This window comes from Siccirubricoccus sp. G192 (assembly GCF_019084075.1).
Classification (GTDB): Bacteria; Pseudomonadota; Alphaproteobacteria; order Acetobacterales; family Acetobacteraceae; genus G192.
In genome coordinates, this window is sequence record NZ_JAHREN010000001.1 from 2410013 (window position 1) to 2424296 (window position 14284).

A 14284-nucleotide genomic window follows, 5' to 3' on the forward strand; every position below is an offset into this window, starting at 1 on the left:
ATGGGGTTGGCGTAGGTACGAAGGCGGGCCGGTCGACGCCCCTAATCGCGCCAGGGCAGTTTTCGGTACTCGAAGGCGACGTCGTAGGCGGTAAGGCCGGCGTCGCGCCGCTCCCGCTCGCTGAGCCCGCGCATCTCGTCGCGCTCGCGCAGCCGGGCCAGCCAACGGCCCAGCGCCTTCTGCCAGGGTGCCTGAGCGCCGCTCGCCCGCGCCCGGGCGTCCGGCAGCCCGGCGATGGGAGGGAGGGCGGGGTCAGGCAGGATGGTGCGGACATGGGACATGGGTGGGTCCTCCTCGCCGATCATCTTGCCCTTGGGATCCCGGGTGATAATCGGCTATTGAGGACCCGGATTGCTGAACCGGAGTCCGGAATGGGCCAGTCCGATGAGATGGCCGCCTTCCTCCGCATCATCGACCGCGGTGGCTTCGCCGCGGCGGCCCGCGGCTCGGCCCTCACGCCCTCCGCGCTCTCCAAGCTCGTGCGGCGGCTGGAGGAGCGGCTCGGTGTCCGGCTGCTGACCCGCACCACGCGCCGGATTGCCTTGACCGCGGAGGGCGAGGCCTATGCCGCGCGCGCCCGCGACATCCTGGCCATGATCGAGGCTGCAGAGGCTGAGGTGACGGCCGGCCGCGGTCGGCCGCGGGGCCATTTGCGCGTCAATACCGGCACCGCCTATGCGCGCCACCGGCTGATTCCCATCCTTCCGGCCTTCCTCGAGCGCTACCCCGACATCACGCTCGACCTCGCGTTGACCGACCGGCGCGTGGACCTGATGGAGGACGGCGCCGACGTGGTGCTGCGCACCGGACCGCTTGAGGACTCCTCCCTGGTCGCGCGCAAGATCGCCGATGGCCGCCGCGTGATCTGCGCCGCGCCCGCCTACCTGGCCCGTCGGGGCGCGCCAGGACGGCCGGAGGATCTGCTGCGGCACGATTGCGTCGTGCTGCATGGACTCGCCCGCCTCACCGCCTGGCCGTTCCGGGGCGCCGGCGGGATCGTGACCCTGCTTGTGCGCGGGCCCGTCACCACCGACAGTGCCGAGGCGCTGCGGGACCTGGCCTTGGCCGGGCTCGGCATCATCCGCGTGAGCGAGGTTCTGGTGCGTGGCGCCATCCGGGACGGCCGGCTGGTCCCGCTGCTGGAGGCGGAGCACGCCTCGGAGGAGGTGCCGGTCTGGGCGATCACCGCGCCGGGGCGGCACCGGATGCCGCGCATCCAGGCCTTCGTCGATTTCGTGGCGGCGCATGCGGGCGAATAGAGCGGATCGCCGCAGGGCGGAACCGCCCGGAGGCGTGAATCTGCTCACCAAACAACAGGCTACAGCGGCGTGCCGAACCATCAATTCGGCACGCCGCTGTAGCCCGGTGGAGCCGAGGCTGGAAGCGCCCGGTCGCAACACCACATCTCCGGCATGACCGAACGCCTGCAGGACCGCGCCGATCCCCCATCCGCCCCGCTGCTGCATGCCCTCTGGCTCGGTCTGCGCGGCGAATGGGCGTCTGCTCACGAGATCGTCCAGGCCAATGGTGGCGCCGATGCCGCCTGGGTCCATGCCTGGCTGCACCGCATCGAAGGCGATGGGCCGAATGCCGCCTATTGGTATCGCCGCGCCGGGAAGGCGGTTGCCGAGGGCAGCACCGAGGCTGAAGGCGAGGCCATCGCGCGGGCCCTCTCCGCAGGCTGAACGCGGCGGCGCTCGACGCAGGCCTGCCCACCAGGGGCATCACCCCGGTGGCACAGCCTGTCCGGGCCCCTGATGCCCGGGGCCCCGGCTTTTCCGGTGGCTTATGCCCGGATCCAGGTCTCCGAAAATGCCAGCATCGCCGTGCTGATCCGATGGCCGGCAACCTCGCGCGGCACCGGTGCGCCAAGCAATGCGCGCCCGTTGACCTTCACCATGGCGTTGTCGCAGCCGACGAAGAGGCTCGGCATATGGTGATGGCCGGTCGCGGATTTGTCGGGCGGCAAGGCGAAGCAGAACGGCTCACCGAGCCCCTGCCAGGTCAGCTCCACGGTAAGGTCGCCCGACCGCACCGTCTCGGTATAGGTGCTGCCGGGGTCGCCCGAGGTCGTGACGCCGTCCAGCTTCCGGTAGGTCAGGCCTTGCAGTCCCGGCAGCCCGCGGAAGGCGCCGAAATTGGAAACGAAGTTTCCGACAAGGTAGCGAGCCAGCGCCTCGTTGTCATGCAGGCAGAGATTCGCCTGCTCCGGTGCCGGATTCGCCTCCTGCGGCGACCTTAGCAGCACGAGGACATGTCCCCGCCCATGCGGCGACAGCACGACCCGAAAGAAGCTTGCAAGCGTCGTAAAGGGCCCGTCCGCCTGCTGCTTGAGCGAGATTCCGGGGTTTTCCCCCGACCACTCCACCCGTCCAGGAAACACCATCGTGTCGGCCATAGCGTCCTCCCCGCCCTGTGGCGCCGTAGCGCACGGAACCCTGCGCCATTGCATCACCCTGTTCAACATCCGGAATGCCGCGCCGACGCACCCCGCCTACCAGGAATCCACGTTCGGTCGCTTCTTGCCGCTGCGCGGCGCCGCCTGGGGCGCCGAGCGCAGGCCACGCATGATCCAGCGCCGCGTCTCCGCCGGGTCGATCACGTCATCGAGGCTGAGGAAGCGGGCGATGTTCAGTGCCTTTCCGCGCTCGTAGAGGTCGGCCACCAAGGCCTGGTAACGGGCCTCGCGCTCCGCGGGGTCGGAAATGGCGGCGAGCTCATTCCGGTAGGCGAGCTGCACCGCGCCCTCCAGGCCCATCGCGCCGATCTCGCCGGTCGGCCAGGACACGGTGAAGATGTTGTTGCCATGGAAGCCGCCGCCGCCCATGGCCTGGCCGCCGAGCCCATAGGCCTTGCGCAGCACCACGGTGAAGTAGGGAATATCGATGCTGGCACCGGTGACGAACATCCGGCAGACATGCCGTACCGCCGCCCGCTTCTCCGCCTGCGGCCCCACCATGAAGCCGGGCGTATCGCACAGGGACAGGACCGGCAGGTCGAAGGCATCGCAGAGCTCGACGAAGCGGGAGGCCTTGTCCGCCTCATCCGAGTCGATCGCGCCGCCCTCGTGCATCGGGTTGTTGGCGATGACGCCGAGCGGCCGTCCCTCGATGCGGATGAGCGCGGTGACCATGCCGCGGCCGAAGTCCCGCCGCAGTTCCAGTACCGAGTCGATATCGGAGAGTGCCTGGATGACGTCCCGGACCTCGTAGGCGCGCGTCCGCCGCTCCGGCACCACATGCCGCAGGGCACGCTGATCGGCGCATTCCCAGCTGGCGAGCGGCCCCTGGAAATAGGCGAGGTACTTCTTCGCCACGGCAACCGCCTCAGCCTCGTCCTGCACGAGGATGTCGATGACGCCATTCGGCGCCTGGACGGAGACCGGGCCGACCTCCTCCGCGGCATGGCGGCCGAGGCCACCGCCCTCGATCATGGCTGGGCCGCCCATGCCGATGGTCGCATTCGCCGTGGCGATGACCACGTCGCAGCAGCCCAGCAGCGCCGCGTTGCCGGCGAAGCAGCGGCCCGAGACGATGCCGACCAGCGGCACCAACCCGCTGAGCCGCGCGAAGTGCCAGAAGCTCATATTGGCGAGGTTCACCGGCGCCGGATTGTCCACTTCCCCTGGCCGGCCGCCGCCGCCCTCGGCAAAGACCACGAGCGGCAGGCGCATGCGCTCCGCCAGTTGGAGCATGCGGTCCTTCTTCTTGTGGCCGTGGAAGCCCTGGGTCCCGGCAAAGACCGTATAGTCGTAGGCGAGCACCATGCAGCGGCTCTTCTGGTCGTCGAACAGCGCGCCGTTGACGCTGCCGAGGCCGGCGACAAGGCCGTCGGCCGGACTCATCTCGACCAGTTCCTGCAAGCTGCGCCGGGCACGCTGCGCTGCCAGCGTCAGCGCGCCATATTCCACGAAGCTGCCGGGGTCGCAGAGGTCCTCGACATTCTCCCGCGCGGTGCGTTGCCCGGTCCTGCGGCGGCGCGCCACGGCCTCCGGCCGCGCGGCGTCAAGCGTCGGCGCATGCGCGGCGAAGACGGCGGCGAGGTCCGGGCGGATGAAGTCGAGGTCGATGCTCTCCTCGGTCGCGCGGGTCTCCGTATCCTGCAGGATCGGCTCGATCAGCAGCAGCGGCTGGCCAGGGTCCACCGCATCCCCCGGCGCGACGAGGTGCCGGGTCACCCGTCCGGCAGTTCCGGCCGGCAGGGTATGCTCCATCTTCATTGCCTCGAGCACCGCGACGGTGCTGCCGGCCTGCACGAGGTCGCCCTCGGCCGCATACATGCTGAGGACCCGCGCACGCATCGGCGCCGTCACGACTGCCGCGCCCATGGGCACCGCGACCGCGGCTGCCCCCGAGGCAGCCGCGGGCATGGCGGGGGCCGCTTCCGGGTGGCGCCTGCGGTGACTGTTCCCCTCAGCGGGAGGGGACAGAAGCGCGGCGATGTTCTCCTCGACGAACCGGGTGTGCACCCGGCCGGCGATGAAATCCGGGTGCCGCAGCAGCGCCTGCAGGAGGCCGATATTGGTGCGCACGCCCTCTATCCGGGAATTCGCAGAGCGCCTGGTAGGCCTTGGCAACCGCGTCGGTGAAGCGCGGGGAGCGCGAATGGGCGATCACCTTGGCGAGCAGCGAGTCGAAATGGTCGCTGGTCACGTAGCCCTGGTAGCCGAAGCTGTCCACGCGCACGCCAGGGCCGGATGGTGGCTCGAAATGCACCAGCGTGCCGCCGGTGCCATAGGCATTGCCCGCAGCGTCCAGTGTCTCCATGTTCACCCGGAGCTGAATGGCGAAGCCGCTCGGCGTGGGCGGCGGGCGGTCCGCATCGAGGCCGAGTTCGGCCAGTGTCCGCCCCGTGGCCAGCGCGATCTGCGTCTTCACCAGGTCCACGCCGGTGACCTCCTCGGTCACGGTGTGCTCCACCTGAAGGCGAGGATTGGCCTCCATGAAATAGAATCCCGGCGTTTCGCCGGCGGCCTCCTCGACGAGGAATTCGAAGGTGCCGAGGCTGTTGTACCGGATGGCGCGGGCCATGCGCAGCGCTGCCTGCGTCACGCCCTCGCGCTTAATGGCGGAGAGGAAGGGGCTCGGGGCGAATTCCACCAGCTTCTGGTGGCGGCGCTGGATGCTGCACTCACGTTCGCCGAGATGCGTGACCGCAGCATCCGCGTCGCCCAGGATCTGCACCTCGATGTGCCGGGCGCGGCGGATCAGCCGCTCGACATAGACATCGCCCCGGCCGAAGGCGGCCTCTGCTTCGGAGCGGCAGCGCGCATGGGCCTCCGCCAGGGATCGAGGATCGGAGACGGCCCGCATGCCGCGGCCGCCGCCGCCGGCCACGGCCTTGACCATCACAGCGCCGCCGGGGCCGAGCGACGCGAGGAATTCCCGTGCTTCCTCAAGGCTGGTCGGACCTCGCGTGCCGGGAAGCAGCGGCACGCCCAGCCGTTCGGCCAGGCTGCGCGATTCCACCTTGTCGCCAAAGAGCTCCAGGAGTTCCGGCCGCGGTCCGACAAAGACGATGCCGGCATCCGCGCAGGCGCCGGCGAAACCTGCATTCTCGCTGAGGAAGCCGTAGCCCGGATGGACCGCGTCGCAGTTCTCCTCCCGCGCCACGGCCACGATCCCGGGAATGTCGAGATAGGCGGCGGCCCCCTTGCCCGGCAGAGACCGCGCGGTGTCGGCCCGAAGCAAGTGGAGGGAGTGGGCATCCTCCGGGGCGAAGATCGCGACGGTCTCGATACCCATCTCGGCGGCCGCGCGAGCGACACGGATGGCAATCTCGCCACGATTGGCGATCAGCAGTCTGCGGAACATGCTTGTCCTGTCGTTGGGCGCGGCATCGCCGCCACAGTCGCGCTACTGCATCTCGATCCCGGCGGTGCGGATGATCTCGGCGTTCTTCTCGATGTCCTGGGCGATGCGCTCGCGGAAGCGGGCCGGATCGAGCACGCTGATCTCGCCCTGCGGGATCAGGAGTTGCCGCGTCGCCGGCATCTGGGACGCCTCCAGCACCGCCTTGTACAGGCGGTCGATGATCGGCGCTGGAGTATTCGCCGGCGCGACAAGTCCGTTCCAGTAGGTTGTGACGAAGGCCGGGTAGCCGGATTCGGCAATTGTCGGCACCTCCGGCAGGTCCCGCCAGCGCTCGGGGCCGGAGCAGGCGAGCGGCTTCAGCACGCCGGAACGGAAAATGGGCGTGGCGGAGGGCGTGTCGAAGACGACATCCACATCACCGGCCACCAGCGCGTTCTGCGCAAGCGCAGCGCCGCGATAGGGCACGTGCAGCAGCTTGATACCGGCGATCTTGCTCATGAGCTCGAAGGACAGATGCGCGAGGTTGCCATTGCCCGGCGAACCGTAGGTGATCCCGCCCGGCTGCTGCTTCGCCAGCGCGATGAAATCCTGGAAGGTCTGGACCGGGCTGGTCCGCGGGTTCTTGGGGTTGATCGCCAGCAGGAAGGGGCTGGCGGTGATGCTGGCGACCGGCAGCAGGTCGCGCAACGGGTGGTAGCGCGCGTCGCGATAGAGCAGATGGTTCACCGTCATGGTGCTGGCATTGCTCATGAGCAGCGTGTAGCCGTCCGGCGGGGCCGCGGCGACGGCGGCGGCCCCCACGGAACCATTCGCGCCCGTCCGGTTCTCCACCACGACGGGCTGGCCGAGGCGCACACGCAGATCCTCCGCAAGGATCCGCCCCACCAGGTCGGTCGAATTGCCCGCCGGGAAGCCAACGATGAAGCGGATGGGACGGCTGGGATAGGTGTCAGCGGCGGCATGGCGGCCGACCACGGCCAGCATGCCGATAGCGGGAAACAGAGCGCGCCGGCCTAGGCGGCTTCCGATCCGGACTGGCTCCGGCATGGGCCGTCTCCTCCCTGTTGCTGCCGCTTCTCCGTGTTGCGCGGAGGCGGCATTGCTGGACGTTCCAGGGAGATCAAACCAGCTTCGCGCGGGCACGTCCAGTTGCCGCCGGACCCTCTGCACATGGCGCGGTTTGCCAACCGGGCAGACGGCTTCTACCCTCGGCTCCGCCGGGCCGATCGCGGCCCGATTGCACGAGGGTGCGCGCATGCCGGAAGGTGCTCTCGATGGCATCCTCGTGGTTGACTTCACCCGTGTGATCGCCGGGCCGCTCTGCACTCAGATATTGGGCGATCTCGGTGCGGAGGTGGTGAAGATCGAGCATCCCCACGGCGGGGACGACACGCGGGCCTTCGCGCCGGTCGCCGATGGAGAGTCGGCTTTCTTCCTCGCCTACAACCGCAACAAGCAGAGCGTGGCGCTCGACCTCTCCGTGCCGGCGGGGGCAGAGATCGCGCGCGCGCTGATGGGCCGTGCCGATGTGGTGGTCGAGAATTTTTCGACCGGCGTGATGGAACGGCTCGGGCTCGACCTGCAGGCCGCGCGCCGCGCCTCTCCGCGGCTGATCACCTGCTCGATCTCGGGCTATGGTCGCACCGGGCCGGTGGCCGACCGGCCCGGCTACGATCCGGTCGTGCAGGCCGAGAGCGGCATCATGTCGGTGAACGGCTTCCCGGACCGGGAGCCGATCCGCTCCGGCCTGCCGATGGTGGACATCATGACCGGCCTGACCGCCGGCAACGCCATCCTGGCTGCGCTGATGGCACGGGAGCGCAGCGGCAAGGGGCAGCATGTCGAGGTGGCGCTGTTCGACACCGGTGTCGCCATGACGACGCACTTGGCCATGGGCTATCTTGTCGCCGGCGTCGAGCCGCAGCGCGTTGGCAATGCGGGCATCGCGACCGAGCCGGTCGGCGTCTTCCACGCGGCGGACGGCGCCTTCCAGATGACCATTTCGGGCGAGCGCGCATGGCGGAAGCTGGCCTGCGACGCGCTGGGGCGCCCCGAACTCCTGGACGCCCCCGACTTCGCCACCAATCTTGCCCGCCTGGCAAACCGGGAGGCGCTGCACGCGAGGCTCAATGCCATCTTCGGCACCGAATCACGGCAGGCATGGATGGCCCGGCTGCGCGCGGCGGCCGTTCCGGCAGGACTGGTGCGCAGCATTGGCGAGGCGATGGCATCGGAGGAGGTGAAGGGGCGGCAATTGGTCGGCACGGCCCCCCATGCACGGCTCGGCACCGTTGCCAACCTGCGGAGCCCGATGCACCTCTCCGGGACGCCCGTGGGCGAGCCGGCAGGCGCGCCGACGCTCGGCGAGCATACGGCGGCGGTGCTCGAAACCGTGCTCGGGTTGTCATCCGCGGAGATCGCGGCCCTCGCTGCTGCTGGCGCAGTCCGAGGATCAGCCGCCTGACAGGAACGATCGACGAGGAGGGCGCCCCGATGAACAAGTGGCTACGCACGACCGAGCACCTCACCTTCGAGGTGGAGGGAGCTGTCGCCCTGGTCACGCTGAACCGGCCGGAGAAGCGCAATGCGCTGAACCGCCCATTGCTGCGGGAGCTGCGCGAGGCGATGCTTGAGGCCGACGACCGGCGAGCGATCCGCTGTGTCGTGCTCCAGGCCGCGGGCAAGGACTTCTGCGCGGGCTATGACATGGCGGCCGCCGGCACCCCGGCTGCTGCGCGGGCCGGTGCTTCGGCGGAGGCGGCCGGCTACGACTCCGATCTCTACCGGCAGGGTGCCGCCACCGTGGACGACGATATCTGGCGCCTGGAGCGCAACCAGGCGGATATCCTGACGATCTTCGACATGCACAAGCCCGTCGTCGCCGCGGTGCACGGCCACTGCGTCGCCGGCGGCACCGACCTGGCGCTGTCCTGCGACATGGTCGTCGCAGCGCAGGATGCGCGCATCGGGTTCCCCGCGACGCGGTCCCAGGGCACGCCACCCATGCACATGTGGCTGCACAATGTCGGCCCGCAATGGGCGAAGCGCCTGCTGCTCACGGGGGACATGGTCTCCGGCCGGGACGCGGCGCGAATCGGCCTGGTGCTGCGGGCGGTGCCGGCAGCGCGGCTCCGGCAGGAGGTCCGCGCGCTGGCGGAGCGCATGGCGCTGATCGACGCCGACGTGCTGGCAGCGAACAAGCGGATCGTGAATATGGGCCTGGAATTGATGGGAACCCGCACGCTGCAGCGCTTCGCCGCGGAGACCGACGCGCGCGGCCACCAGGCGGCGGCGGCCCGTGAATTCGCACGGATTGCACAGCAGGAAGGGCTGTCGAGGGCGTTCAAGCTCCGCGACGCGCCCTTCGGCGACGGCATGGCCCGCCTGGACGAGGATCATTAGACCCGAAGCGGCTTGCGATGCGGCGCGGCGCCGGTCCATCCGCCGCATGCGCAGACGCCTTCCCGAGGCTCTCGCTCGCCTGGCGCAGTTCCCGGTTCTCCCGTTCCAGCGCCTTGAGCCGCTCGCGCCCATCCGTTGCCGGCCCGGCCCGCCGGCCCTGGCCACGCTCGGCCTGCCGCACGCACTTGCGCAATCTTCCGGCCGCGCAGCCGATCCTGGCCGCGAGCGAGTCGGTGACGGTTCACTGCGAGGCGTGCTCGCCCCGGTGGTCGAGCACCATCCGCACCGCAGGCTGCCGGGCCTTCAGCAAAACCGGCGCGGTTCGATGCCTCGCTGCGGCGTGATGTGGGAGCATTGTGGGAACGCGACAGGCAAGGCCGGCCCCACATGGGCGGGCCGTTCCGAAATGCCTTTGTTTTCAAGCGCATGCAGGTGGATTGGCTGGGGGACCTGGATTCGAACCAAGGCTGCCCGGGTCAGAGCCGGGAGTTCTACCGCTAAACTATCCCCCAAGCGGGCTGCGGCACAGGGCAAAGCCCAAAGGCCGCGGCGGAGCGGGGTGCTACCATCTCCCGATCCGGGCCGCAACCGCCCCATGCAGGAAAGCGCTTGCCCGAGGGGCCACATCACCGGATCATGCAGGTTCGGGGACCGCTCATGCGGCACCCCGCCGGAGGGGACCCCTCAGCCCTTTGCGATGCCCGACGACGCCGCCCCCCACTCCCTCACCGAGCCGCCGCCCCTGGCGGCGCGTCCGGATGATTGCGCCGTGCGATCACCGGGGCTGGACGCCCGGCGGGGCGGCTTCGGCGCGCGGGCGGGTTGCGGTCCTGGGCTCAGCTATGCCGCGCTGGATCTCGGCACCAACAACTGCCGGCTGCTGATCGGCGCCCCGGCCGGCGGCGGGTTCCGGGTGGTGGACAGTTTCAGCCGGATCGTTCGGCTGGGCGAGGGGCTGGCCGCCACCGGCCGGCTCTCCGAGGATGCCATGGACCGGGCGGTCGCCGCGCTCTCCGCCTGCGCCGACAAGCTCACTCGCCGGCCGGTGCGGCAATTGCAGGCGGTCGCCACCGAAGCCTGCCGCCGCGCCGCCAATGGCGCCGCCTTCCTCGCCCGGGTCGAGGCCGAAACCGGCCTTCGCCCCCGTATCATCTCGGCGCGGGAGGAGGCGGAGCTGGCCATGGAAAGCTGCTCCCCCCTGCTGGAGGAGGGCGACCGCCGCGCCCTGCTGTTCGATATCGGCGGCGGCAGCACGGAAATCGCCTGGATCCGCGTGCCCCCCCCGAGGCGGCCCCGGCCGGCAGGCGGCAGTGGAACTGATCGGCTATGTCTCCCTGCCGCTCGGCGTTGTCACCCTGGCCGAGCGCGCCGGTGCCTCCTGCTTCACCGAACAGGGCTTCGGCGAGGTGGTGGAGGAGGTCGCGGCGCAGCTCTTCGGCTTCGAGCGGGTGCATTGCATCGGCCAGGAGATCCGCGCCGGCGGCGTCAGGCTGATCGGCACCAGCGGCACCGTGACGACCCTGGCCGGGGTGGCCCTGGCCCTGCCGCGCTATCGCCGCCCCCCTTGTGGATGGCTGCACGCTCACGGCCGGGGTGGCGGACCAGGCACTGGGCGATCTTTTCGCGCTGGGCCGCGCCGGGTTGGCCGCCCACCCCTGCGTCGGGCCGGAGCGGGTGGAATTCGTCCTCCCTGGCTGCGCCATCTATGCCGCCATCCGGCGGGTCTGGCCGGTGCCGACCTTGACGGTGGCGGATCGCGGGCTCAGGGAGGGGATGCTGCTGCGGATGATGCGCGGCGACCGTTCCGGCGGGCGGGACCAGCGATTCCCCTCGTCCCGCCGCCATCCCCCCAGCCTTTAGGATCGATGCCGGCATGAAGGGACCATCGCCGGGGGGCCGCGGCCTCACCACGCGGCTGCGCACCGCCAAGGGCCGCACCACCGCCAGCCAGAAATGGCTGGAGCGGCAGTTGAACGACCCCTATGTGCGGGCGGCGCAGGCCCGCGGCCTGCGCTCCCGCGCCGCCTTCAAGCTGATCGAGATCGACGAGAAATACCGTCTGCTGAAGCCCGGCGCCCGGGTGGTGGACCTCGGCGCCGCGCCGGGCGGCTGGACCCAGGTGGTGGTGCAGAAGGCGGGGCCGCGCGGCAGGGTGGTGGCGCTCGACCTGCTGGCCATGGACCCGCTGCCCGGCGCGACGGTGCTGCAGGGCGATTTCCAGGACCCGGCGGCGGAGCAGGCGGTGCTGACGGCGCTGGACGGGCCGGCCGACCTGGTGCTCTCCGACATGGCGCCCAATACCACCGGCCATGGCGCCACCGACCACCTGCGGATCATCGGCCTGGCGGAACTGGCGCTGGATTTCGCCATCAAGGTCCTGGCGCCCGGCGGCGGCTTCGTCGCCAAGGTCTTCCAGGGCGGCAGCGAGAAAACCCTGCTGGAGGCGCTGAAGCGGGATTTCGCCAGCGTCCGCCATGCCAAGCCGCCGGCCAGCCGCAAGGACAGCAGCGAGCTTTATGTGGTGGCCATGGGGTTCCGCGGCGAAGGGGCGAAGTAGGCCGCTCCGCGGCGGGGCGGGATAGGCCACAACGGTTTCGCCGCTTGCCCCATCGCAGGGTTCGGGTTTAAGGGGGGGGGCCGCCAAGGTCGCGGATCGCGCCTGAATGCGGAAGGTCCCCCATGGCACCCGACTCCCCCCCAGGATAGTGGCTCCCAGGCGGTTGATACTGCCGTCCCCGGCGTGTCCGCCCCCACACTGCCCGCGCAAACCCGCAGCATCACCATCGAGGACGCCTTCGCCTTCGACGACGTGCTGCTGGTGCCCGCCTATTCGGCGGTGCTGCCGCACCAGACCGATACCCGCACCCGGCTGACCCGGGAGATCGCGCTCAACATTCCCCTCGTCGCCGCCGCCATGGATACGGTGACGGAGGCCAATATGGCGATCGCCATGGCCCAGGCGGGCGGCATCGGCGTCGTCCACAAGAACATGACGCCGGAGGAACAGGCGGCGCAGGTCCGCCGGGTGAAGAAATACGAATCCGGCATGGTGGTGAATCCCGTCACCATCCACCCCGACCAGACCCTGGCGGATGTCCGCGCCCTGCAGGACGCGCATCGGATCAGCGGCGTCCCGGTGGTGGAGCGCGGCTCCGGTCGCCTGGTCGGCATCATCACCAACCGCGATGTCCGCTTCGCCACAGACCCCGGGACCCGCGTCTATGAGCTGATGACGCGGGACAACCTGATCACCGCCGATGCCGACATCACGCCGGAGGCCGCGCGGGCGCTGCTGCACCGCCACCGGATCGAGAAGCTGCTGGTGGTGGACGAGGCCGGGCGCTGCGTCGGCCTCATCACCGTCAAGGACATGGACAAGACCCAGGCCAATCCGAATGCCGTAAAGGATGGGCTCGGCCGGCTCCGCGTCGCGGCGGCGACGGGGGTGGGCGAGGATGGGCTGCGGCGGGTCGAGGCGCTGGTCGCGGCGGAGACCGATGTGGTGGTGGTGGATACCGCGCATGGCCATTCCGGCGGCGTGCTGGCGGCGATCGAGCGCATCAAGCGCATGTCCAACATGGTGCAGGTCGTGGCCGGCAATGTCGCCACGCCGGAGGGCGTGCAGGCGCTGATCGCCGCCGGCGCCGATGCGGTGAAGATCGGCATCGGCCCGGGCTCGATCTGCACCACGCGGATCGTGGCCGGGGTTGGCGTGCCGCAGCTCACCGCGGTGATGGAATGCGCCGCGGCGGCGCGTGAGAAGGGCGTGCCCGCCATCGCCGATGGCGGCATCCGCACCTCGGGCGACATCGCCAAGGCGATCGCCGCCGGCGCCGATTGCGTGATGATGGGAAGCCTGTTTGCCGGCACGGACGAGGCGCCGGGCGAGGTCTTCCTCTACCAGGGCCGCTCCTACAAATCCTATCGCGGCATGGGCAGCCTCGGCGCCATGGCGCGGGGCAGCGCCGACCGCTACTTCCAGCAGGAGGTGCAGGATACCCTGAAGCTGGTGCCGGAAGGCGTCGAGGGACGGGTTGGCTACAAGGGGCCGGTGGGGAATGTCATCCACCAGATGGTGGGCGGGTTGCGCGCCGCCATGGGCTATACCGGCAATGCGACGATCGCCGAGATGCAGGGCAATTGCCGCTTCCGCCGCATCACCGGCGCGGGGTTGCGGGAGAGCCATGTGCATGACGTGGCGGTGACGCGGGAAGCGCCGAACTACCGCCAGGAGGGGTAGGGCAGGGGGCTCGCCCCCCGCCCCGGCCACCCTCAGGGCTGCATATGCGAGCCGCCGCTCACCGACATGTTCTCGCCGGTGATGTAGCTGGCCGCGTCGGACAGCAGGAAGCAGATCAGCGGCGCCACCTCGGCCGGGGTGCTGATGCGGGCGAGCGGGATGCGCGCCATGGTCTGCTCGATGAATTTCGGGCCGCGAACCACCTCGGTCATCGGCGTCTCCACCGTGCCGAAGCCCACGCTATTGGCGCGGACGCCGTAGCGGGCCCATTCCCGCGCCGCGCTCATCGTCATGCCATAGAGCCCGGCCTTGGCCGAGGAATAGTTGATCTGGCCGATGCTGCCGCGCTTGCCGGCCACCGAGGAGATATTGACGATCGAGCCGGTGGTGCCGGCCGGCTGCGGCATCTCCGCCCGGGCGCGGGCCAGCATGTGCCGCCCCACCGCCTGCAGCATGAGGTAGCAGCCGGTGAGGTTCACATCGATCACCGCCTGCCACTGCTGGAAGCTCATCTTCTCGATCATCGCCGGGCGGGTGATGCCGGCGCAATTGACCAGGCCATGCACCGCGCCGAAACGCTCCACCGCCTGCGCCACGCAGGATTCGCCGAAGCCTTCCTCCGCCACATTGCCTGGGACCGCCAGGCTGCGCGCCTGATCCACGCTGCCCGCCACCTCGGCCAGGGTTTCCGGGTTGCGCTCGACCATCACGGCATTGCCGCCGAGGTCGAGCACCAGCTCGCTGATGGCGCGGCCTATACCCTGGCCGGCGCCGGTCACGATCACCGTCCGGCCGGTGAGCTGCATCGGGTTCCGCATGGTCTTTTCCC

Annotated in this window: 14 protein-coding genes, 1 tRNA gene and 2 pseudogenes; 8 read left to right on the plus strand and 9 right to left on the minus strand. The window is 70.1% G+C overall.

The annotated features are described in order from the left end of the window. Window positions 1-41 precede the first annotated feature (41 nt). Complete coding sequence (locus KSF81_RS11465; protein WP_217379088.1) at window positions 42-281, minus strand: hypothetical protein; 240 nt, start codon at window positions 279-281, stop codon at window positions 42-44. 90 nt (window positions 282-371) lie between these two features. Between KSF81_RS11465 and KSF81_RS11470 the strand changes: the two genes are divergently transcribed. Further along, a complete protein-coding gene (locus tag KSF81_RS11470; RefSeq protein WP_217379089.1) occupies window positions 372-1259 on the plus strand; it encodes a LysR family transcriptional regulator in 888 nt (295 codons plus the stop codon). Window positions 1260-1412: 153 nt separating this feature from the next. Next, a complete protein-coding gene (locus KSF81_RS11475) occupies window positions 1413-1685 on the plus strand; it encodes a hypothetical protein (RefSeq protein ID WP_217379090.1) in 273 nt (90 codons plus the stop codon). A gap of 101 nt (window positions 1686-1786) precedes the next feature. Here KSF81_RS11475 and KSF81_RS11480 read toward each other — a convergent pair whose 3' ends face one another. The 4 genes from KSF81_RS11480 to KSF81_RS11495 form a co-directional block, all read right to left on the minus strand. Beyond that, a complete protein-coding gene (locus KSF81_RS11480; protein ID WP_217379091.1) occupies window positions 1787-2398 on the minus strand; it encodes a hypothetical protein in 612 nt (203 codons plus the stop codon). Between the two features lie 96 nt (window positions 2399-2494). Continuing rightward, the gene (locus tag KSF81_RS11485; RefSeq protein WP_217379092.1) at window positions 2495-4531 is read right to left on the minus strand and encodes a carboxyl transferase domain-containing protein; all 2037 of its coding nucleotides are present in this window, start codon (window positions 4529-4531) and stop codon (window positions 2495-2497) included. Next, window positions 4413-5813, minus strand: coding sequence for a biotin carboxylase N-terminal domain-containing protein (locus tag KSF81_RS11490; RefSeq protein WP_217379093.1), 1401 nt, complete (start codon window positions 5811-5813; stop codon window positions 4413-4415). The genes KSF81_RS11485 and KSF81_RS11490 overlap by 119 nt, the downstream gene beginning before the upstream one ends. 42 nt (window positions 5814-5855) lie before the next feature. Then, window positions 5856-6860, minus strand: coding sequence for a tripartite tricarboxylate transporter substrate binding protein (locus tag KSF81_RS11495; protein ID WP_217379094.1), 1005 nt, complete (start codon window positions 6858-6860; stop codon window positions 5856-5858). On the opposite strand from KSF81_RS11495, the gene KSF81_RS11500 reads away from it, so the two are divergent. Both KSF81_RS11500 and KSF81_RS11505 read left to right on the plus strand, forming a co-directional pair. Beyond that, a complete protein-coding gene (locus tag KSF81_RS11500) occupies window positions 6859-8277 on the plus strand; it encodes a CaiB/BaiF CoA-transferase family protein (protein WP_217379095.1) in 1419 nt (472 codons plus the stop codon). The two genes, KSF81_RS11495 and KSF81_RS11500, sit on opposite strands and share 2 nt — an antisense overlap. 29 nt (window positions 8278-8306) lie before the next feature. Next, window positions 8307-9215 carry a crotonase/enoyl-CoA hydratase family protein gene (locus KSF81_RS11505; RefSeq protein ID WP_217379096.1) on the plus strand — a complete coding sequence of 303 codons (909 nt, stop codon included), beginning with the start codon at window positions 8307-8309 and terminating at the stop codon, window positions 9213-9215. 28 nt (window positions 9216-9243) lie between these two features. On the opposite strand, the pseudogene KSF81_RS29535 reads toward KSF81_RS11505, so the two are convergent. Continuing rightward, window positions 9244-9570 (minus strand): annotated as a pseudogene (locus KSF81_RS29535) (hypothetical protein); the annotation flags it as partial. A gap of 83 nt (window positions 9571-9653) precedes the next feature. Then, window positions 9654-9727: transfer RNA gene (locus KSF81_RS11510), tRNA-Gln, on the minus strand. A gap of 185 nt (window positions 9728-9912) precedes the next feature. On the opposite strand from KSF81_RS11510, the pseudogene KSF81_RS31445 reads away from it, so the two are divergent. Beyond that, window positions 9913-10428 (plus strand): annotated as a pseudogene (locus tag KSF81_RS31445) (Ppx/GppA phosphatase family protein); the annotation flags it as partial. A 111-nt stretch (window positions 10429-10539) separates the two neighbouring features. Here the strand turns inward: KSF81_RS31445 and KSF81_RS31450 are convergent. After that, complete coding sequence (locus KSF81_RS31450) at window positions 10540-10716, minus strand: hypothetical protein (protein WP_309139759.1); 177 nt, start codon at window positions 10714-10716, stop codon at window positions 10540-10542. A gap of 65 nt (window positions 10717-10781) precedes the next feature. Between KSF81_RS31450 and KSF81_RS31455 the strand changes: the two genes are divergently transcribed. The 3 genes from KSF81_RS31455 to guaB all read left to right on the plus strand — a co-directional run bounded on the left by KSF81_RS31455 (window position 10782) and on the right by guaB (window position 13455). Then, window positions 10782-11075, plus strand: a complete 294-nt coding sequence (locus tag KSF81_RS31455; RefSeq protein ID WP_309139760.1) for a hypothetical protein — start codon at window positions 10782-10784, stop codon at window positions 11073-11075. A gap of 13 nt (window positions 11076-11088) precedes the next feature. Beyond that, window positions 11089-11772, plus strand: a complete 684-nt coding sequence (locus KSF81_RS11520) for an RlmE family RNA methyltransferase (RefSeq protein ID WP_217379097.1) — start codon at window positions 11089-11091, stop codon at window positions 11770-11772. Window positions 11773-11955: 183 nt separating this feature from the next. Then, window positions 11956-13455, plus strand: coding sequence for an IMP dehydrogenase (gene guaB / locus KSF81_RS11525; protein ID WP_217379098.1), 1500 nt, complete (start codon window positions 11956-11958; stop codon window positions 13453-13455). A gap of 32 nt (window positions 13456-13487) precedes the next feature. Here guaB and KSF81_RS11530 read toward each other — a convergent pair whose 3' ends face one another. Beyond that, window positions 13488-14273 (minus strand): SDR family NAD(P)-dependent oxidoreductase, encoded by a 786-nt coding sequence (locus KSF81_RS11530; RefSeq protein ID WP_217379099.1) that lies wholly within the window; start codon window positions 14271-14273, stop codon window positions 13488-13490. Window positions 14274-14284 lie beyond the last annotated feature (11 nt).